A 21391-nucleotide genomic window follows, 5' to 3' on the forward strand; every position below is an offset into this window, starting at 1 on the left:
CGACTGACAGCATAATTGATTGATCTTCATCGGTATGTTATCAGAGTTCCATATTGAGGTCACTTTGATAGTTTACGCGAGTTTCTGGCCCCCCTAATTTTCTCTCATCACAATGAATTAGCCCTGCTCCTGGGAGGGATTAGGGGTGGGTTCCGATTCCCGATTCCCGACCCGATTCCCAATTCCCTGTTCCGGATTCCCCGTTCCCCCGATAGAATAGAAGAGGAAAGACAAAAGAGATTTTATGGCTGGGAAAATTAAAAAGGGAGTATTGGTTCGGGCTATCCAAGCCCAGTTAGAGGGTAGCCTGGAAGCCAAAGCAAGTGACCCCCGCTTTTCCTCTTATCTGTTTGAAACCGATGGGGAAATTCTTGATATCAAGGGGGATTATGCCCTGGTCAAATTTGGTCGGGTACCCACCCCGAACATTTGGTTACGTATTGACCAGTTGGAAATCTCGTCTTGAAGAGTAGGGAGTAGGGGGTAGGGAGTAGGGAGTAGGGAGCGGTGCGACCCCGCGCTTTTTTAAAGCTAACCGTGAACGCGCAAGCCCTGGGAAATGGCGAGATGGAGAGAATTATCCCGAAAATTATTGTATATAATGTATATATAGATACATATTTAAGATACATATTTATACTTCCTAAGTAACGAAAGTACATACTCGCCCCAATGTTCACAAACCTACCCTTGTGAGCTTTGGCACCCATAGCCCCCTAAATACTCCAATTTTGGGGGAGTTCCAGCAAAAGCGATTGGCCGTAGGCCACGCGGGGCGCGATTAGCCCTTTGGGCTACGCTACGCGAACGCATTTCCACTCACCCCTTCCGATCATGGTACCTTATCCCAACTCCCCAATTGCTTGCCACGACAACCGTGTATCCGTAATCGGTGGTGGTAGAGTAGGGAGCACCCTTGTCCAACGGATTGCTGAGAAAAATCTGGCCGATGTCGTACTCCTGGATATTAAAGCAGGTATGCCCCAAGGCATTGCTCTCGATTTAATGGAGGCCAGGGGGATAGAAGGTCACGATTGCCAGATTATCGGAACTAATGACTATGCTGATACTGCTGGTTCCGATGTGGTGGTGATTACGGCAGGAAGTCCCCGGAAACCAGGAATGAGTCGGGATGACCTCCTACAGATCAATTCCAAAATTGTGGTGGAAGCGGCTAAAAATGCGATCGCAAAATCCCCAGATGCCATGTTAATCGTGGTCACCAATCCCCTCGATGTGATGACCTATCTAGCCTGGCAAGCTACTGACTTACCACCCCATCGGGTCATGGGCATGGCAGGGGTGTTGGATTCTACCCGATTCCGGACATTCATTGCCATGGAAAATGGTGTATCCGTTGCGGATGTGAATGCCGTAGTGCTCGGAGGCCATGGGGACTTAATGGTGCCACTACCACGCTACTCTACCGTTAGTGGTGTTCCCATCACCGAACTGATGACACCAGACCGGATAGAAGCCCTGATTGAACGGACTCGCCGAGGCGGAGCAGAAATTGTAGAACTGATGCGCACAGGCAGTGCTTATTTTGCCCCAGCATCCTCCGCCTGTTTGATGGTACAAGCAATTTTACACAACCAATCCCGCCAAATCACCGCAGCTGCCTACCTTCAGGGTGAATATGGTTTGGAAGATATTTTTATAGGAGTACCTACCCGATTGGGGTGTCGAGGCATCGAAAAAATTTTGGAATTAAAGTTGACAGATTATGAACTGTCCTCCCTCAAGATATCCGCTGAATCAGTTCGTGACAATATTAAGAAGGCACAAGGGATGCTGGGTCATTAAGAGAGTGTGGGGAGTGTGGGAAGTGTGGGAAGTGTGGGGAGATGGGGAGATGGGGAGATGGGGAAATGGGGAGCTTGGGAAGTTAGTCAAGTAACCAATTATCTGGATTGATAATCATCTTGACTAATCCACTAAGAATTTGATTGTAATTTCCGTAGAGTTCTCTGACTTCTTCGACGGTCAGATACTGACATTTCACTGCAAAGGTTAACCAAACTTGAGTCTCTGCTGCCTCTGCCTCACAATCATTGAGTTTAGCTACAAAAGCGGCTTTATATCTCCGTTTTCTCCAAGCTTCTGCGAGATTAGCACAGACTGAGCGAGAGGAACGACGAATTTGATCAGTTAGCGATGCAGCGCGGTCTTGGGGAGGCAGTGCGGTCTTGGGGGTTCCCCCCATGAGCAACTGCCGTGGTTTCCCCCACTCGCGCTTTGCATCAAGACAATGAATATTTTTCTTCAACTGGGAACTTTTTAGAATGTTCAAAAATTAGCATCGCTGTCTCAAATGCCAATTGATAAATAACCAAATCTTCATGAGTTCTAAAATACTTTTTCCCTTTTTCCTTTCCTGCTCCCATATTTCCGATCTTCTTTAATTGCCATCGCTCTTCTCTTCTGTCCTCTCCATCTTCCCACACTCCCCTATCTGATGACCAGTAACTTCCCACCCCTCCCACACTCCCCACCCTCCCCACACTTCCCACACTCCCCACCCTCCCCACACCCAGCGTTATAGATTATCAATTATTGGCGGCTATTATGTCTAATACCTTAAAAACTGGAGCAATTATCAAAGACCGCTATAAAATCTTAGGCGACTTAGGTCAAGGAACTTTTGGAAGGACCTATCTCGCTGAAGATGCTAATCGCTATCAAGAGCGTTGTGTACTTAAAGAATTTGCTCCCCAACTTCAAAACAACTATGAGTTACAAAAAGCTCAAGAATTATTTGAGCGAGAAGCTGGCATGTTATACCAGCTCAGACATAAGCAAATTCCTTGTTTTCGAGAGTTACTTAGAACCAGTATCGGTCGTAAAAATTATCTATTTTTAGTACAAGACTATGTCGAAGGGTTAACCTATCACCAGCTTTTAGTCCAAGGTCAAAAGTTTAGGGAAGCAGATGTGATTAAACTGCTCCAAGACATCTTGCCAGTTTTAGATTATATTCATTCTAAGCAGATCATTCATCGGGATATTTCTCCCGATAATCTGATTAAACGGAATTCTGACGGCAAGCCAGTATTAATTGACTTTGGTTGTGTCAAAGAAATGGTAACCACTGCCATTGTCCAATCAACCGGACACGTGATTGGTACTCAAGTGGGCAAACGGGGTTACTCCCCAGATGAACAGTTACGATATGGCAAAGCTGATGCCACTAGCGACCTTTACGCTTTAGCGGTAACTGCTTTAGTATTGCTAACCGGTAAACAGCCTCTAGACCTTTATGATAGTTATCACGCTACCTGGCTTTGGAAAGAGATAACTATTAGCCCCAGCTTCAAATCGGTGTTGACTAAAATGCTGGATAATCTTCCTAAACAACGGTATCAGTCAGCACAAGAGGTCAGTGAAGCGCTCTTAACCGTAATTCCCCAGCCGGTAAGTAGCCAGCAGCCAACTAAGCTACCAAATAATCTACCAAATAAACAACCAACTAAGCTACCAACTAAGCTACCAAATAAACAACCAAATACACTATTTACCCAGATCGCTACCTTAGTTGCTGCTCCTGGTCAAACTATTAAAACAACCTTCACTGCTGTGCTCAATCGCAAACAGCAATCCACTAACCGTGAACTAAAGTTTTTTGGTCTTTCTATGTCCATTGCTTTATTAGTAGTGTTTGGAACGGTAGCAGTAGCCAGAGGAGGGTTTCCTACACCAAAATTCCCGAAGATATCCTGGCAATTGCCCTCTATACCATCATTGCCTTCTCAATCATCTGTGAGTAACACCGAGCAGCAACGGCAAAAGCAAATCTATCAGCGTTGTCGAGATTTGAACATTGATCCAGGGAGTTTTTATCAGAACGTTGATCAATTTTTTTATAGTACATATCCCCAATTAAAAGGAAAGACTCTTTCCGATAAACAAGAGGATGTTCAATTCCGGCAAGCTTGGTATCAAATTGCTGAGGATTTACTGGATAATTTGGAACAAGAGGCTTATTTGAGTAATTAGATATTTTGGTTGGTTCATTTTGGATCAATCCTATCCCAAAGCGGCGAGTTTGCTATATTTATGTATAGCACTTGTTCCAGTATTTCTGTGGTAGTAGCGTTGTCAGCTACAAAATTTGGGTCTGTCATTATTGTATCTTGTTAGCAATACTCTGATTAATATAACAGCAGATGTGGGGTTTCTTTTGCCGGAAGCTAATTACCAATCACTAATCTTCAACCCTAAAGTTAAGTCGATAATTAATCGGTTCAGAAGCTTGAGAAACTACCACAAACTCATAGAAACCAGATGCTGGCAGCTCCCCGATCCAGTCGCGTTTGGTTGAGTCTTCTAATAGGGGGGTCGTCTTACGGCTCGGAGCATAAACGGAAAACAAGGCATTTACATCGGTAGCCAGTCTCACTTCCATGACTTGACCACCAGAAAGTTTAGCCGTAAACGCTTGTCCGTCTCCTGGCTGGAGGGTTCCATTGACTTGTTGAACTCCGCCAGCAGCAAACTGAATGCGCTGTAGGGATTTTCCTGATGTCAACGCTTGGATCGTATCCCCAACAATCCCTCGCCACACCTGACCAATAGACTTATTGATAAACTCCTGACCCCGCTGATCGGGAAACTTATGAAAGAATTTAGAATCTGCAATATCATAAGCTGCACGGCTAGAAAGGCGCACCTTATTCACTTCCTGCTTCCAGCCATTTAAATCTGCTGTCCCATAGCTTCCCAACCTTCTCCGTGCCGTCCGACTCAAATTTAGCAACTCAATCCGGGTCAATAGCTCAAATGCCAGTTTATCCCACTCTTCTCTTAACGGAGCATCCTGTGATCCATTGCCTAGCTGTCGTTTTTGTTGATTTGGGTACTTGTCCCAAAACGCCTCATTGACTAACTGAACGTAGAACTTTTCGTTAATCTCCAAATTGGCACGACGCTGATCTAGCAATTTCTTGCGGTTTTCCTCGTTCTTGGTAAACCAGTCGGGTGGCTTTATGTCCGGTTCGATGGGTGATTCGTTTGGTGAGGGTTCCCGCTCAGATATTGGGCGGAAGGTGAACCACCAATTGGTTGCCCAGAAGGTAAAGCCAAATACAGCAGCAGCTAAGACAGATACCAAAACCACCTTGCCAAGCCAGTCTAAAACGGTATTGTTCGTAAAAGTGGTTAATGGTCTTCCGGTAGCTGGCCTTGCTGGCTGGTTAACCGCTACTGGCTTGGAACCAGGGGCAACTGCTAAAGTCGGTTTAGTCTGAGGGGGTGATGGAGCTGATTGCGGGTCACTGGCAAATTGAAGGTGAGTGGTGAGGTCTCGCAGCACTTCTTTGGCATTTTGGTACCGTTCTCCTGGTCTCGGTTGAAGCATTTTATCGAGGATACGACCTAGGGTAGAGCTAAGGCTGATCTCTTGCCGCCAGTTCCAGGTCAGGGTATTGGGGTCAATTATCTGCTGGGGTTCCTGACCAGTCACTAATACTAATATAGTTGCCCCTAGAGCATAGAGGTCACTGTGGGGAAAAACACTTCCTCCTTGCATCTGCTCTGGGGGAGCATAGCCAACTTTACCCAACCGAGTTATTATCGGCTTATTTTGACCAGCCACCTTTGACCCTAGGAACTTCGATGCCACATTTGCTGCTACCTCTTTGACACCGCCAAAGTCAATCAGCACTGGTAAACCATCGGTACTGCGCAAAATCAGATTATCGGGAGAGATATCCCGATGAATCACCCTCATAAAATGGATATATTCCAAGACTGGCAGGATTTGGATTAGCAGTTGAGTCACTTCTGCTTCACTAAACCGGAGTCCCTGAGGTCGGCGAGCCTCCAGTAGAGCGCGGTAGGTTTGCCCCTCCACATAGTCCTGAACCAACAATAGGGTGCCTTTGTCCTGTTGTTGTACCTGAAACAACTCACGAAATTGAGGAATTTGAGGGTGTTGCAGTCGATAAAGAACTCCCGCTTCCCGCTCAAATAGTTCTTCTGCTTTTTGTAAGGCGTGGTTACCTTGAACTTGGGGGGCAAATTCTTTTAGCACACAAGGTTCATTAAAGCGGTTAAGGTCTTGAGCTAAATAGGTGCGTCCAAAACCTCCGTGTCCCAACTCCCGGACGATGCGGTAGCGACCACCCAGAATCTTCCCAGTGTCAAAGGTTTTGGCTAAGGATGGCAGCATCTCGCCACAAACCCGGCAAAACTTATTGCCATTGGGATTCTCATGTCCTTTACTACAATAGAGGGGCGTCATTCGATTTTGAATGTTGGATGTTGGATGTTGGATGTTAGATTTTTTCCCAGGGCTTGGTCCCGGAGACTTGACACAGTGGGTGCGATTCTGTGACCTGTTGACTCAGTAGTTGACTAAGCATAGGTAGATCAGCTACTGTGCTATATATATATATAAAGATATATAGCATTTCTAAAATAGGTGATATAGATTTTGGATTTTAATTTTGGATTTTAGTCAATAGGTAACAGGGAACAGCGGATCTGGGAAAAAATATTGTGTACCTCATAGCTATGAGAAGCACTATTATATATAACTATATATAACTAATTATTCCTGTTGAAGCGTTCCGCAACCTAATTCCTGAAATATGTCATCGACGTATAACCCGGTTTTAGCTGAGGTATAATAATTCGCTATGACTTGGTCTTGCTGGGCAGTTTTTTTCTGTAATATCTGTTTCAATTGCTCCAGTTTTTCTTGATCAACTAAGTCGGATTTATTTAAGGCAGTAATAATCACCCCTTTGGGATTGATGGATAAAAACAGATCGATATGATGAACAATGTGCTCAATGGTTTCAATGCGAGTTACATCAGCAACAATAATTGCACCCTGAGCTCCTTTTAAATATGTTGGTGAAATTCCCTTAAATTTAGTATGACCTTCTAAATCCCAAATCATCAATTTTAGATCCAGCAGTTCTGATCGGGTGTCATCCTTAAATTTTAGGATTTTGCGGGAAATTTTCACTCCAACTGTTGAAAGATATTGGTCGCTAAACACACCCTCCACAAATCGGCGGATTAGGCTAGTTTTGCCCACACCAAAGTCTCCAACTAGGCAAATTTTTCGATCAATAGTGGACATTGTTACTGGTTGCTGACAACTGGTTTGAACTCTCGGGGATTGTAAACAGTTGTTAAGAGATGGGCGTGGCTCCACATCTGAACAGGTTTACGGTATGATTTCTTCAGCGGACTTGAACACCTATTGATCACCGACCGTATGTTCCCAGACAGCAGTATAGTTTTAGCATTAGTGATCTATTGCAGTAGTTGGCTCACCTCCTGATTCCAGATTTAATAAACAAAGGAATAAAGTCCATAACTTGTTGTTATCTCCTGGCTCAACCAAAGGCGCTTTCAATTGGGTTTCTCGGTAAACTGATCAAATACGACACATCGATTTAACCACAGCGGTTGACTAGCATCAACATCTGGCGGTCGTTTGCCAACCCCACGCACTTGCAGTCGCTCTGGATCAATGCCTTGCTGAACAAGCACATTTTTTACCTTTTGGGCTCGTTTTTGAGCCAATCCCTGATTTTCGGTAAGTTTATCCCTAGGATCAGCGTAGCCGATTATCCTCAGGTGCTTTTGAGGATAGCGCTCCAGGAATTCCTTAATTAATCGGATTTTAGTGCCTATATCCTCTGGTTTCAACTTGGCTGAACCCAGATCAAAGTAGATCCGGCTGGTAAGGTCTAATCCTTGGAGTTGTAAATTGTTCTCGACCGACTTGACACCAGGAATGTTCTCAAAGGCTTGGATAATCTTAGGAAAATCCTGAGCATAAAGTACGGCTCCGTTTACTGTCACCCTGCCTTCTGTATAGTAGGCTAAAATTACTACCCCATCCATTTGATTCAAGGTGTTGCTCACCCGTTGGACTTGAGCTTTGGTTAACTCATGAGTATAGGGGAGTTCGATCACCTCAATTCGATTATCCAACTTTAATTTAGGAGCCGCAGCTTTGGCAATTTGCTCGACGTTTGAGCGCATAGCCTGATTCGGTAGCTGTCCAGCTAGCTTTAGTATCTGGCGATGGGCTTTAACTGTTAAACCATAATCAACCACTTCTGGGGCATAATAGGCGAGGGCAAGTTGAGTTTTTTGCTCAATGCGACGGTTTATTCTAGCCCTATGCTGATAAATTCCCCCAAATACAGCGATTAAACCCAGAAGCCCCAAGCCAAGCACCAATAAGCCTGGCGGTTTCTTGCCTTTTTTCCGATTTTCCTGAGTATCACGACGCCCTTGACTAACGGATTGATCTAATAAATTTTCTAAAATTCCCTTGACTCCCACCGGGATAGTTGTAGTATCCCCATCAAAAGACCTGATCGGTTTACCATAATGGGTAACAATAGTTTCTAGACTTTCCCGCAACTCATGAATGAATTGTTGGGTGGGTTCCCCTTCAACTACCACCGCCAGATAGCAATATCCCTCTACTTCCAGTATTATCTTGGATGTACCATAGTCAATAGCATCGATTTCTGCCACATCCCCAGACTGAGCGATACAGTCATTGACAAAGCTACGGATAGCGGTGAGCATCCCTGCTACCATATCTGACTCTAGATGCTGGCTGTCAGAGGGTTGTACCTCAGCAATCACTAAACCAGAGTCTTTATGAATCAAAAAGATAGCTCGCGCCCGAAACAGCATCACCTCCCGAAACAGCAGTTCCGCTTCAGAAACCCCCTGCACCTTAGCGCGAATCTTACGCATCATTCCTTCAATGCTGAGGGCGTTTTCCACCTTATCATTGATAGCTCGGATTTCTTCTGCTAAGTATTTGGAAATGGTACTGCCAATGACCGGATACAGAGCACGTACCATGGCGTCTCGCTCATGTCTAATCTGTTCCCGGATAGCTGCTGCCATTTCTGGTCCGATCGCTTTTCCAATCGCGTCTCGCTTAAGTGTAATCTGTTCCCGGATAGCTACTGCCATTTCTGGTGCGATCGCTTTTCCAATCGCGTCTCGCTTAAGTGTAATCTGTTCCCGGATAGCTACTGCCATTTCTGGTGCGATCGCTTTTCCAATCGCGTCTCGCTTAAGTGTAATCTGTTCCCGGATAGCTACTGCCATTTCTGGTGCGATCGCAAACCCAACTTCCTCTGGGCACTTCTCGATGCAGGAGGAAATAGCTATTGGAACTGCGGGAGCGATCGCTTCTCCCACACCCTCTTTATCCTGTTGAGTTCTGTGGCCAATGACTTCATCAATGATGGGAGTCAGGGAATCGGTCACCGAGGTACTGAACTGAGCTACCGTGAGATTCAGCAGCTTAGCCATCACTGGTAGCAATAGATTAATCAATTCTTGAGGTTGATCAATCTGATGCTCAAGCCTGCCTTGTCTTTGGGCTAGGGTTTCTATCTGGTCACGAAACTGTGACATTTCTGGAGATATCACCAGTTCTTGCAAAATCTCAGCCAAGGTGTCTAATTCCTCGGAGGTGTCCCGATCAGACTGTGATGCCAGGTCTTGGTTGCTTTCTGTGGCTTCGGATTGGACTAAATTCTCAGATAATACTGGATCTTCGGAATTTTGAGGCATTTGCCGCAGATGCTCCTTTGGTGTAGGAAGCTGTGGTGATGGGCTCTGATCTCGAAATACTTTCACACCGCACGATTGGGGTTGATCTCTTTCTATGGCATCAGCTCCTTGATTCTGAGCTAATGGTTCTTTCTCCTGAACCCTAGACGGGAGGCTGTTAATCCCATGGTCGATTTGAGGTTCAATAGCTGGAACCTCAAGGTCACCGGATGAATGGGATTGTTCAATAGTGTCTGCCTGATCAGAGGTGATCCCTTGCTGCTCAGAGTTACAGTGTTGGCTAGGTTGATCCGTCTGATCAATAATTTTGAGGTCAGCGAGTAAATTCAGCAAATCCTTCAACTCGTCTTCTGTGCTTGAATTGACCTCAATTGAGTCTGAAATAGAATTTTCCGGCTGATGCTTCTCAGCCGGATTTTGGTTTGAAAATGCCACTGGTGGCTATCCGTTACTATTTAACCTTTTGCAAAAATCAGCGAACGCACCTTGATTTAAAACTAATATCTAGAGAAAATCAAGTTAATTTTTGTCGCTGGCATTGCAGGACTGTGCCAAGTCTATTCCAAAGTCTGAGTTTGCTTGATTAACTGGAGATGCTCGTCATCATGATTATTATTAGTAGCAGTTTTATCAGTAACCGTAGCATTATGACCTTTGGTCTGTGGTAAACCAGAGAACCGATCACTAGCTTCTTTGAGTGCTGGAACCAATTCAGTCCCTTTGAGCCTCAAACCCAACTCTAACAACATGTCTCCGAGATCTGCTTTAGAGGCTTTGGCATCTTTGAACTGTGCAAATTTAGTTTCCAGCTCTGCCAAGATCTGCTTTCTGAGATTGATCACATCTTGCTGATGCTGTTCTTTAGTTTCCAAAAGTTCCTTCTTTAGGGAGCTTGACTGCTTGTAGACTGTCTCATCAAGCACCTCAATACTCTTAGAAAACTTTTTGTTGAGCAGCTCAACCCGCTCCTGAATCTCATTCCTCTCTTCGGCTGCAGTTAAACTAAGATTACTTATTTTTTTTTCGAGGGAATCTACCGCAGCAGCTATTTCTTTCGACAGAGTCGTTTTGATCTGCTCAACGCGATCGCGTATTTCCTGCTGCCACATGGATAAGTCAGACTCTATCTTCGTGAAGCGAGTATCATACTCTCGCAGCTTAGAACCTATTATTATATCACGTATCTTCTCAAGATTTCCCAGTCTTTCCCGCATTTCTGCTTTATTGATTCCATCCATGGCAATAAAACTCAAATAAACAATAAACAATGAACCATAAACAATTACCAGCTTGCCTTGAATTCAAGGAGCGTGCCATTTATCTTATCAATCAGATGCTGCTGTGAACCGGAACCCTTGTGTGTTAAACATCTTGAGCCGCATCACTAACCAGACAAAATACCTAAAACCTATTACTATTAGCTTACAGCCAAGACTTTTAATCCTCTGCACCAAGGATTTCGCCTTGACCGAGTAGGGGGTTGGTAAGGGCAAACTGGAAGCTTGTGGGATTTATGCATGGGGATAAAAGTTCTCTGTTATATCAAGTCCAGTTGAATATCCATCAATCTTGAAGATTGATCGGGAGATAGGCATATCGCCAGATCAGGCAGATTTTTATGAGATTTTGAATCAAAATCCCCGTTGATACCATATCAACGGGGATTGCTTACTCTTCGCTTTCGATTTCGGCTAAAGATTTCCAGCCTGCTTGCCACAAGCCAGGATCTTTAAGCTGTTTAGCATTTAGCCAAAAACGGACATTCGGGTCACAAGAAGCCACCATTTCAGCAAACACCCACTTTCCTTGGTTTTTACGATTGACCACTTGGAAATGCCGCCAGCCCCAAGTTTTCTGTTTAGCTGTCCATTTTGAACCCACAAGATGAGGGAATTTTTGTTTTTGAGCCATTTCCTCTATGGTCTGATCATCAAGCTTGAGCGTGGTGAGTGCGTTCGTAGGGAAAAAATTTTCTTTCTTTGTTGGTTATACGTAAAAGTTATACCTAGAAGATTGAGACTGTGACACATTGCACTCACACTGGGTTTTCAGAATTGACCCAAGGAGCGACAATCCCTGCGATTCTCCTTTGGAGACACTACGTGAACCCATAATTCTTGATAAAAGTTTCTCTAGTTCTACTCAAAACATATTACTCACACCAGCAGACAGATAGTTTAAATCTGTTGCAGACCCACAAAGTCTGTCTGGTTCTATTTTCACACTGAGTAGTCAAAACTTAGCACTACGAAGAGAGTTTACGCTTTGCCAGTAGACGTGCGGCTAGGATACCGCCGATAAAACCAAATAAATGTCCTTGCCAAGATACATGGGGCTGTGAGGGTAAGACACCCCAAACTAAACCACCATAGAGGAAGCCGACTAGAATTGATAGAAAAATTGAGGGTAGGTTTCTTTCAAAGAAGCCTCTAAATAGCAGAAAACCTAGATAGCCAAAGATCAGCACACTTGCCCCAATGTGAACTGAATTGGGAGCGCCCAACAACCAAACCCCAAGACCACCAACCAGCATGGTGATGGTGGTAACGACGAAAAAGTCGCTAGTTTCTTGCAACATTACAAACCAGCCTAGGACAAGAAAAGGTATAGTGTTGGAAATCAGATGAGAAAAACCGCCGTGGAGAAAAGGGGCAAATAAAATACCCCGCAACCCAATCGGGTTACGGGGGAGGATGCCATATAGATCAAGTTTCCTTCCAAAAACGAATATATCCACCAGCTCTACAATCCACATCAGAGCGACCCATCCACCGAGGATGATTGCCTGAGTTTGTAACTCACTGGTTATTGATTTTCTTTCCTGCCTAGTCATGGTTGATCAGTTTATGGTGAAAAATAGTATCGAAACCAATAGACAAATAGCGACATTGGCTTACTTCGCAGGTCTTGAGCCATGTCTACACATTAACGTAATTCAATAATGACTAATAATTATAGATAGTTAGAGGTTCTATCGCCTCTGCTAGGTCAAATCCAAATACCCGGGAATAAAAATACAACTCCCCTTCGAGAGTCCGTTTAATCGTTTCTGCTTTACGAAAACCGTGTTGCTCCCCTTCATAGGTGACATAGGCTACAGGTAACCCCTTAGCCTTCAAAGCTGCCACCATCATTTCTGCTTGACTAGGAGGAACTACCTTGTCTTCTAGCCCCTGGAAGAAAATTACAGGACACGACAGTTGGTCTGTGAAATGAATAGGCGATCGCTGTTGATATAAATGTTTACGTTCTGGATAAGGACCGATCAAGCCATCTAGATACCGGGATTCAAATTTGTGGGTATCCTTGGCTAGTACCTCCAAATCACTGATACCGTAGTAGCTAGCGCCAGCTTTAAACACATCTCGGAATGTCAGAGCAGCTAGAGTTGTATACCCCCCAGCACTCCCCCCAGCAATGGCCAGTCGCTCACCATCAACTAGTCCTTGCTCAGCTAGGTATTGCGCGCCATTGGTGCAGTCATCAACATCTACAATCCCCCAGTTGTTTTTCAGGCGCTGACGATAGTCCCGCCCATAGCCAGTACTCCCACCATAGTTGACATCTAGCATGGCAAAACCACGAGAGGTCCAGTATTGAATTTTTAGGTTAAACGCACTGGAAGTCGCTGCCGTAGGTCCACCGTGGCTTTTAACAATTAGGGGTGGTTTTTCGGACTTTGGTGCGGTGTAGTCTTGGTTTTGTGGTGGGTAGAAGAAACCATAGGCGGTCAGTCCATTAGTTGTCGGAAATGCGATCGCTTGAGGCCGCGATAGATAGCCAGTATCGATAGCTAACTCACTCGACTTCCTCAATACATTGATTTGTCCATTTGTCAAGTCCAACTGAACAATAGCGCTTGCTTCTGTTACAGAACCAGCGATAAAAACCGCTTGATTATCAGCTACCTTTAGGTCGGAAATACTGGTGTATGGTGTAGCAATGTCCGACCGCTGCTTCGTTTTTAGGTCAATACTAGCTAAATGCCAGTTTCCTGCCTGAGTATAGGTACATATGATTCGATTCGCACCATCGAAGCCATAAGTAGACATCCCAAAGACCCATTGGGGTAGTCCAAACTCGGCTTCCATTTCACACAGGGGTTCGATTTCCCCTTGGGTTGGTTGCCAGCGGTAGAGATTCCACCAATTAGTGCGATCGCAAACAAAGTAAAGCACACCATCTGGTGACCACTCTGGCTGAAATACCGACTCATCTACCCCACCAGCAATAGCCTCTGCAACACCTATAGAACCATCGGTTAAGATTGGAGCTACCCAGAGTTGAGTACCATCCCAGGGCATATTGGGATGATTCCAGCTTAGCCACGCCAGTTTAGAGCAATCGGGACTTAGGCGCGGCGAGGAGTAAAAGTCACAGCCAGAGGCTAGCACTTGAATATCTTCACCGTTTTCTAGGCTGATGCTAACCAAGGTATTTACTGGTTCCCCATCCACTGTGTGGTTTTCTCGCACACAGATTATACGTCCCCGTTGCTGGTCAATTACCCCATCACCATAGCGCCAGTTAGCTATAGGGGTTAGGGGTTGGGGTTTGGAGCTTGGGGTTTGTTGGTACAGACGTTGGTCAGCAAAATTAGAGAAGTAAATTGTGCCATCCTTAACAGCAAAAGCAGCACCACCATACTCGTTAATCCGAGTCCGAGCATTGAAGGGCTCGGGAGTCATATCAACACTTTTGCCATCAGGGGTGCGTCGCACGATTACATTGCGTCCAGCTTCTGCAGGTCGCCCTTCAATCCAGTAAACATCCTTTTGATCAAGGGCAATGCTGCCCAACCGAACGCTGCCTTGAACAATCATGTCAGCGCTAATAGGGGATTTCCAGGCACCATAGGGGGCAAGGTGTGCTGGTTGGGTCATGGAAAAACTGCTGTAATTGCCTCTAACTTGCTTGGGCTCTATCTACTATCATAACCTGACTACGTGTCCATGGTTAGCGTTAAAGTAGGGATTCCCGTACATTTACCCAAATCGGGCTTGCTTAAATGCATCCAATTGCGCTAAAAGAGTATAGAGGGGCTTCCTTGCCGTACAAAACTCTACAGATCGGCGCATTACCGCAAAGGGGAAGCATTGTAGTTCAGGTATTCGCAAAAGCCAATCTAACAACAGAATTGATTTAGAGATTTTAGAGTATGACTCAAACAGTTACTCACCCCATGGTGAAGTTGCAACGCCATGTGCGTTCACTGGCGGAATCCAAAATTATTAAACCCAGTGACAGCCTTTGGAAAATTGCCCTGCTCTATGGCGACGAATGGTCCCACTGGAAACAGGAACTGACTGAATTCGGGTTTACCATGCAAGACCCGATCAGTGACTTACTAGCTGTGGAAGCCTGGGACGAAGAATGATCTGATCCAATTTGAGGTTAAATACTTATCTATCTCATCAGGTGCGACCCTAGACCGCGAGCAATCCCTCGCGGCCTAGGAAGCGCGCACCTATTTGTTCGTAAGAATGAAAATTGAGAATTGAAAGTTGTCAGTGGTTAATTTGCTATTGACAATTAGCTATTAACAATTAAAAATCAACAATTTTCAAAAGGCGATCAACGGTGATCAACCATTTTGAGAAGTAATTAACCGGACTTGATATGACTTCTTTCGCTTCCGTTTGGCGTCCACGCTTCAATCGGTGGAGCTTGGTCATGGATGAGGAATACCTGCCGGTAGGGTGAGTATATACTTTCTTTATTCCCTGATTTTCCTGATCCTAATCACTAGTGACCGCCAAATTATCCCCGTTAAATTTCTGCTCATATTGATTAACGCCGACTCCTAAATACAAGCAACCAAAGCCTGCATCAGTTCTTTTGCCGTTTGGTAGCGATCGCAAGCCCTTGGTTGACAAACCCGCTCAATCACTTTCCTTAATTGGGGAGTAACAGTGGGAACGCCTGATACATCAAACCGATATCCTGAACTACGCCTTTGATAATATTTTAGAGGCGCTTCCCCGGTGAGCAGAAAGATTAAAGTTGGGCCAATGGCGTAAAGATCCGATTGAGTGCAAGGCTGACCTCGGTCTTGTTCAGGAGCACTATATCCCTCCGCTCCAATCCGTGTACCTGGTATAGTGCCAATTTCTTTAACAGCACCGAAATCCAACATGACAATTCGGTTATCTCGATGGCGCACCATCAAATTCGCCGGCTTAACGTCTCGGTGGATTAGAGGCGGCTGCCGATCGTGGATGTAGTCTAAGATATCGCAAGTTTGAATCATCCACTCTACTGCCTGGGGCAAGATAACTGGTCCAGTGCTCAAGACACGTTTTTCTAAATCTTCACCGTGAATCAGAGCCATTGCTAAGTATTTTTTACCCCCTTCCACAAAAAAGTCGTAATACTGGGGAATTCCGGGATGATTCAGGGTTTTCAGGGTGCGAGCCTCTCGTTCAAACAGTTCTTGAGCCTTGGAAATTTGAGCCATGTCAGCATTCATTTCCTTGAGTACTAGTAGGAGTGGGTATCCATCTTTGCTGTTAACTTTGTCCCAGGCAAGATAAGTGGTTCCCATTCCCCCCTGTCCCAAGGTTCGCAAAACATGGTAGTTGCGAATGACTCGCTCGACTGGCACCAAGGGTTGACCACAGTGAATACAGAACAAATTGCCTGGTGCATTGCCTTGGTGTTGGCATGGCTTAGTAGTCTCAGCCAAGGGCTTGGGTGCTAGGGCAGGTAGTTGCTGGGTTTGAACTTGGAATTGCAGCAGTGGACCTTTCTGGGCTAGCTGAATCAGAGCCTTTTCCGGCAGCACCCCCTGGGAAACCAAGACACCATTTAGGAAGGTGCCATTGGCACCCTGATTGACCAACTGCCACATCGGACCCGATGGGGAAGCACTAGCCCTGAGTTCCAGGTGATGTCGTGACACGATTGGGTCATCGACAATCACATCATTATCAGGAGCACGACCAATGCGAATCGTAGATTTGCTCTGAAAGCTCCACTGCTGCACTGGAGTGGGGCTTAACGGATCTAAGAGGGTCAGTGTGACCATAGTCAGTTGTCCTTTGTCCAAAGTCCTTTGTCCTTTGTCCTTTGTCGGTTTTATCCTTTGTCGGTTTTGTCCTTTGTCGGTTTTATCCTTTGTCGGTTTTGTCCTTTGTCGGTTTTGTCCTTTGTCGGTTTTGTCCTTTGTCCAAAGTGACTAACCAGAATATACTGGCAGCTACTAATGACATACAAGTAACGACTGTCATGACTAATGACAAACAACTAATAACCTAATGACTAATAACAAACAACTAATGACTAATGACTAACTAAGTAGCTGGACGTATTAACTTTTGTAAAATTGCCAAAAGTCCTTCTGTTCGGGTGATTCCCTGTTGCCTCAACCCTATTGCAACAGTTAATTTTACTTTTTTCCGACTACTTAATGACTCATGACAAACAACTAATGACCTAATTTAATCTTGGTTGAGCCAAGTTTGGTCGCACCTTCACGCGAACTAGGATTAGTGTAATGTTGTCGTGACCATTATGCTCATTTGCCAGCTCAATCAAGTTAGCCAGACCCTGATCGAGGCTAGCTCGGGAACTGAGTAAAGGTGCTAAGTGAGTTTGCCAGTGATTTTCCAACAGGTCATTATCTGACAAACCATCAGAACAAAGTAAGAATATACTATCTTCTGCGATATCTATGAATTGCACATCGGGATTTAGGAATTGCTCACTACGCGGTCCAAGGGCTTGAGTTAGTTGATAGGCATCAGGGCGAGAGTAAGCGAGCTCTGGATCTACTCCGTGCTGGATTTCTCGTTGACCCACCTCGTGGTCTATAGTGATTTGCTCTAAGCCTCGTTTCCGAGTTAGCCGATAGACCCGACTATCTCCGACATGGACAATCCCTACCTTGGTATTTTCAATCAACATCATGACTAGAGTCGTACCCATTCGACCACTGCCAGAGCGAGCATTTTCTTGGTTGATATCGAAAATCGCTTGATTTGTTACATAGACGGATTTCCTGAGACTATCTTCTGTGGGAAACTGGTCTTGCCAATTTTCTTTAAAGTAATTCTGGAGTACTTCTACTGCCATAGAACTGGCTACTTCCCCAGCCGCATGCCCTCCCATGCCATCGCAGAGAATATATAAACCACGAGCTTGTATAGTTCGACCAATAGGATTTTCCTGCTTTTTGACTTGGGTCTGGATGCCAAAACAATCCTCATTATGATCTCTTTGATGACCAATGTCTGTAATACCGAGATCATCAAGACTCTGCAAGCTCATTGGCAACAGTACCGTTGGCATTTCATCCCCTTGTTGCTCTTTTGCGGATAGATCAGATAATAATTCTTCGCTATCAGGAGGTTCAGTGTCTGCCCTTGCCATTTCTGAGAGTACAGCCTCAGTTAATTGCATACCGGAGTCGTATAGGTCATATTCTTGTTCGTCAGCAATCCCTTGCAGATGCGATCGCAATTCCTCAATAGTTTCAATTTCTTTAGTACACAACTGCCGGACAACCGTTGACAAGGAGGTAAATTGGGTTCGCTGGGACTGGTTAAATAATCGTTGCCACAGTTGTCCCAAATCCTCTAGGCTTAGGGGATTTTCCTCCCTTTCGAGATAGAGACGCTCCAAACCTAGTGCTTGGTCTTCATCCACCCGGAGATTCGTCAGTTCCAACAAACTCTGACGACAATGCCAAGGCTCTAGAGCTTGCCAAAGCTTTGCCATTTCATCGAGCCAGTATAAAATTTGCAGTTTAGAAAACTCTTCAGAACCCCACAAATTACTCAGTAACTGCCATTCTGAACGGTTTTCTAGCAGGATTATCACCTTACCATTTTGCTGCCAAACATCATGAATTTCTGGCACGCTAGGGTAACATAAGTCCTTAAGAGCCAAATAGGGTTTAGCACTTTGTGGGATATCTAGGACTTTCCAAACGTCTACGTTTTCTTTCGAGGAAGGTTTTGGCTGCTCTAGAGTTGTCGATAGATCAAATTTCTCTGGAGACAATTTTGTTTGAGTAATCAGGGCTTCTAGGGGAGACTTTTGTAACGGTTGGCAGTCCAAAACTTTTACAAAGATACTATAGTCTGTTGTCTTACTTTCCTCTATCTGATATCTGATTTTCTCAGGTTCTAGTACTCTGTAACGCTTACCCTGGTCTAGATAGACAATTGTTGCTGTCTGAGAAGTTGGGTTTTCGAGATTAGGAATTGACCAGGTCGAAGCTTCAGTAGATTGAGGTTTCTCCTCTATTGGCGTAATCTCTAGTAATGGCTCCTCCCCAGATTCTAGTTCCACTTGATCTGAGCCACTGCTGTTGTTTATTGATGCTTCATCAGCCAACAGTGTTGATGCTTGGGATAAGGTAGCATCATCCCCTGACTCAATTAGTATAGTATCCGATGCAGTTAGCCACTCTTGTGTTGTTTCTAGGGATGATTCTGCCTGGGTTAGTGCCCTCTCGGTCTGGTCAGACTGTGGTTGTGACACTGCTACTGGGGTAGCCTGCTCAGCTGAGCAGTCTGACACCTCAACCGGGGTTTGAGGAGAATCCTGGAGGGACGTTGGCGAATTTTGCTGCTTAGAAATAATTGCCCTCCAAACCGTTCCTGTGAAGGCACCGCAGTTGTGACAAGTTTCAGCATTTAGCGGCACTTGGGTAGCGCATTCAGGACAACTTTTATCGGTTAGGGAAGTTCCACATCGTTGACAAAACTTGTTGGTATTTGGGTTCTCGAACTGACACTGGGGACAAACTAACATAATGGAACTTCCTTAATCCTTAAATTCCGCGCTTTGGTGGGTAACTTTTAAGAGTTAATCTAACTGCCATCTAGTTGGCCAGGCTGTCATCTATGATGGCAGCTTTTAGCAGCATAGCCTGATTCCAATTTTTACGCTCTCGTGCCATGTCATGCTATAATCAGAGAAATTTTTTAAGTAACTATTTTTTTTCTAGGCTACACCCTATAGTTTAACCAGGGAGCAGAGGGTGAGGGCAAGCAAACGGCAAACTAGCTCTATTATCGGTCCGTTCTGGCAAAGCCTCTCCTCTTACTACAGCCAACAGCTGAAGCAGCTATATACAAAAGTTTAAACTTTTATTCCGGTAGGGGCGAAAAATATCTTGTATCTATCTAAGTAGAGGGCTACTCTCAGGTCAATCTGGGCAAGCTTTTGTTGATGAACATTAAACTAGCTTTAATCATTGCTGTCATCTTCGGGGCAACTATACCAATTGCTCTTCATCTATCATCTGCGGAACAGGTCAGCATATCCCTAAAAACTAATGATAACTCTAGTAAGAGAATTCAACATCAACAAGCCAAAACAAAAGTGCTTGAGTTAATGTTAAAAACCAAGACCTGTGTAGAGTGTGATCTCATCGGTATTGATTTGAGTGGACTTGACTTAAGTGGAGTTGACTTTAGCCGAGCTGACTTTAGCCAAGCTAACTTATCGGATACTAACCTAGAGAAGGCTAAACTCAAAGATGCTAAACTAATTGGTGCTCGTTTAGAAAACGCCAAGTTAACCTCTGCTGACTTAGATGGCGCTGACTTTAAAGATACTAACTTAAAAGGTGCTGATCTTAGTGATGCTACTCTTCTCAATATCCGATTGGCTAATGCTGATTTAAGTGCTGCTATTCTTAATCGTACGGAGCTTCGAGAAGCTGACTTGACTGGTGCCAATATGGAGCATGCTGACTTGAGTCATGCTAGTATTTATGGTGCAATTTTGAGGGAGGCTAATCTCACTGGGGCTAACCTTTATAAAGCCAATTTGCGTTACGCCAATTTGCAAGATGCGGTATTAAAGGGCACTAATCTAAAAGGCGCTGATTTACAATTTGCGGTTATGCCTGATGGCAAAACTGTTTATGGAACGGATGATTACTAATCTCTGGGAAAAAAAATTAGGCGTTGCGTCAATCTTGGAATGAATACGAGTAGAGTGGGCATCCTGCCCGCCGGAAAATATATTGAAACTGGCAAGATGCCAGTTCCACCGAAAATATATTGAAACTGGCAAGATGCCAGTTCCACCGAAAATATATTGAAACTGGCAAGATGCCAGTGTCTTGATGCAGTCGCTCATGGGGGAAACCACGGCAGTTGCTCATGGGGGGAACCCCCAAGACCGCACTGCCTCCCCAAGACCGCGCTGCATCGCTTCCACGCCTGATGTGCCTAGGTCAAGCGCACCTAAAAACGCTTAAAATCATTCCATTATTAAGCAACGCCAAAAATTAGGCTGCTCCTGGATTAAGTCGCCTCATTTCCCAAGTAGTGTAGGTACCAATCGGACTCCAAATCATGTAGGGAAGTAGCAGCAAGAACGCTACGAGAGATACAGGATAAATTAGTAAAGCCAGGATAATACTTAATAAGGCACCTGTGCCACCAATAATGGTGCCAACGGTGAGGCTACGAAACAGGAACATGACTGGTGTATAAGCCATGGTGATGATTTCTAGTAGTAGATATAAACCCATCAACAACCAGGTGCTTCGGCTACCTGGGTCATTTTCCCAAACTATATAGGCTGACCAACCACCGCAAATAAAGATAGTTATCCAGATCAGGGGAATTGCTCCCTCGAAGGTGAGCCATTGCGGACGACGTAAGCGATAGAACCATCTGACTCCTTCGGGTCTGGTGATTAAGTTACCAGCGAATGCTACTAGCAGGGTTACCGCTGCAATTACCATCCAAGATTTAATCATGATTTTGGCCTTGCTCCTAATATCAAGTCTGGGGGTGGGGAGATGGGGAGATGGGGAGAGGGGGAGATGGGGAGATGGGGAGATGGGGAGATGGGG

At 44.9% G+C, this 21391-nt stretch carries 18 protein-coding genes; 6 read left to right on the plus strand and 12 right to left on the minus strand.

The window, feature by feature from the left end; translation table 11 throughout:
* The first annotated feature begins 244 nt into the window (after positions 1-244).
* Positions 245-466 carry an NAD(P)H-quinone oxidoreductase subunit O gene (locus F6J99_RS21595; protein WP_009149183.1) on the plus strand — a complete coding sequence of 74 codons (222 nt, stop codon included), beginning with the start codon at positions 245-247 and terminating at the stop codon, positions 464-466.
* Between the two features lie 368 nt (positions 467-834).
* Entirely contained in the window at positions 835-1806 is a 972-nt protein-coding gene (gene mdh / locus F6J99_RS21600; RefSeq protein ID WP_293115176.1) for a malate dehydrogenase, read from the plus strand.
* Between the two features lie 82 nt (positions 1807-1888).
* Here the strand turns inward: mdh and F6J99_RS21605 are convergent, their stop codons facing one another.
* Together F6J99_RS21605 and F6J99_RS21610 are read right to left on the minus strand one after the other, a co-directional pair.
* Positions 1889-2206 (minus strand): four helix bundle protein, encoded by a 318-nt coding sequence (locus tag F6J99_RS21605; RefSeq protein WP_293115178.1) that lies wholly within the window; start codon positions 2204-2206, stop codon positions 1889-1891.
* A gap of 37 nt (positions 2207-2243) precedes the next feature.
* Positions 2244-2522 carry a four helix bundle protein gene (locus F6J99_RS21610; protein ID WP_293115180.1) on the minus strand — a complete coding sequence of 93 codons (279 nt, stop codon included), beginning with the start codon at positions 2520-2522 and terminating at the stop codon, positions 2244-2246.
* Positions 2523-2568: 46 nt separating this feature from the next.
* On the opposite strand from F6J99_RS21610, the gene F6J99_RS21615 reads away from it, so the two are divergent.
* The gene (locus F6J99_RS21615; RefSeq protein WP_293115182.1) at positions 2569-3996 is read left to right on the plus strand and encodes a serine/threonine-protein kinase; all 1428 of its coding nucleotides are present in this window, start codon (positions 2569-2571) and stop codon (positions 3994-3996) included.
* A 208-nt stretch (positions 3997-4204) separates the two neighbouring features.
* Here the strand turns inward: F6J99_RS21615 and F6J99_RS21620 are convergent, their stop codons facing one another.
* From F6J99_RS21620 to F6J99_RS21650, 7 genes are all read right to left on the minus strand, one after another.
* Positions 4205-6241 (minus strand): serine/threonine-protein kinase, encoded by a 2037-nt coding sequence (locus F6J99_RS21620; protein WP_293115184.1) that lies wholly within the window; start codon positions 6239-6241, stop codon positions 4205-4207.
* A 309-nt stretch (positions 6242-6550) separates the two neighbouring features.
* Entirely contained in the window at positions 6551-7090 is a 540-nt protein-coding gene (locus tag F6J99_RS21625) for a Rab family GTPase (protein WP_070391550.1), read from the minus strand.
* Positions 7091-7365: 275 nt separating this feature from the next.
* Entirely contained in the window at positions 7366-10005 is a 2640-nt protein-coding gene (locus tag F6J99_RS21630) for an OmpA family protein (protein ID WP_293115186.1), read from the minus strand.
* A gap of 122 nt (positions 10006-10127) precedes the next feature.
* Positions 10128-10808 carry a hypothetical protein gene (locus F6J99_RS21635; protein ID WP_293115188.1) on the minus strand — a complete coding sequence of 227 codons (681 nt, stop codon included), beginning with the start codon at positions 10806-10808 and terminating at the stop codon, positions 10128-10130.
* 430 nt (positions 10809-11238) lie between these two features.
* On the minus strand, positions 11239-11481 hold the full coding sequence (locus F6J99_RS21640) for a TIGR02450 family Trp-rich protein (protein WP_008181697.1): 243 nt from the start codon (positions 11479-11481) through the stop codon (positions 11239-11241).
* Between the two features lie 334 nt (positions 11482-11815).
* Positions 11816-12403, minus strand: a complete 588-nt coding sequence (locus F6J99_RS21645; RefSeq protein ID WP_293115190.1) for a rhomboid family intramembrane serine protease — start codon at positions 12401-12403, stop codon at positions 11816-11818.
* A 112-nt stretch (positions 12404-12515) separates the two neighbouring features.
* Complete coding sequence (locus tag F6J99_RS21650) at positions 12516-14453, minus strand: S9 family peptidase (RefSeq protein WP_293115192.1); 1938 nt, start codon at positions 14451-14453, stop codon at positions 12516-12518.
* A gap of 275 nt (positions 14454-14728) precedes the next feature.
* Here F6J99_RS21650 and F6J99_RS21655 point away from each other — a divergent pair, with 275 nt between their 5' ends.
* Positions 14729-14947 carry a DUF4327 family protein gene (locus tag F6J99_RS21655; protein ID WP_293115195.1) on the plus strand — a complete coding sequence of 73 codons (219 nt, stop codon included), beginning with the start codon at positions 14729-14731 and terminating at the stop codon, positions 14945-14947.
* Positions 14948-15373: 426 nt separating this feature from the next.
* On the opposite strand, the gene F6J99_RS21660 is transcribed toward F6J99_RS21655, so the two are convergent.
* Entirely contained in the window at positions 15374-16597 is a 1224-nt protein-coding gene (locus tag F6J99_RS21660) for a protein kinase (protein WP_293054756.1), read from the minus strand.
* Between the two features lie 407 nt (positions 16598-17004).
* On the minus strand, positions 17005-19329 hold the full coding sequence (locus tag F6J99_RS21665) for a serine/threonine phosphatase (protein ID WP_293115197.1): 2325 nt from the start codon (positions 19327-19329) through the stop codon (positions 17005-17007).
* A gap of 420 nt (positions 19330-19749) precedes the next feature.
* Between F6J99_RS21665 and F6J99_RS21670 the strand changes: the two genes are divergently transcribed.
* A complete protein-coding gene (locus F6J99_RS21670) occupies positions 19750-20469 on the plus strand; it encodes a pentapeptide repeat-containing protein (RefSeq protein ID WP_293115199.1) in 720 nt (239 codons plus the stop codon).
* A 196-nt stretch (positions 20470-20665) separates the two neighbouring features.
* On the plus strand, positions 20666-20788 hold the full coding sequence (locus tag F6J99_RS21675; protein WP_293115201.1) for a hypothetical protein: 123 nt from the start codon (positions 20666-20668) through the stop codon (positions 20786-20788).
* Between the two features lie 30 nt (positions 20789-20818).
* Here the strand turns inward: F6J99_RS21675 and F6J99_RS21680 are convergent, their stop codons facing one another.
* Positions 20819-21295, minus strand: coding sequence for a TspO/MBR family protein (locus tag F6J99_RS21680; RefSeq protein WP_293115203.1), 477 nt, complete (start codon positions 21293-21295; stop codon positions 20819-20821).
* Positions 21296-21391: the final 96 nt, after the last annotated feature.

The sequence above is a fragment of the Moorena sp. SIO4G3 genome (genome assembly GCF_010692305.1).
Classification (GTDB): Bacteria; Cyanobacteriota; Cyanobacteriia; order Cyanobacteriales; family Coleofasciculaceae; genus Moorena; species Moorena producens_A.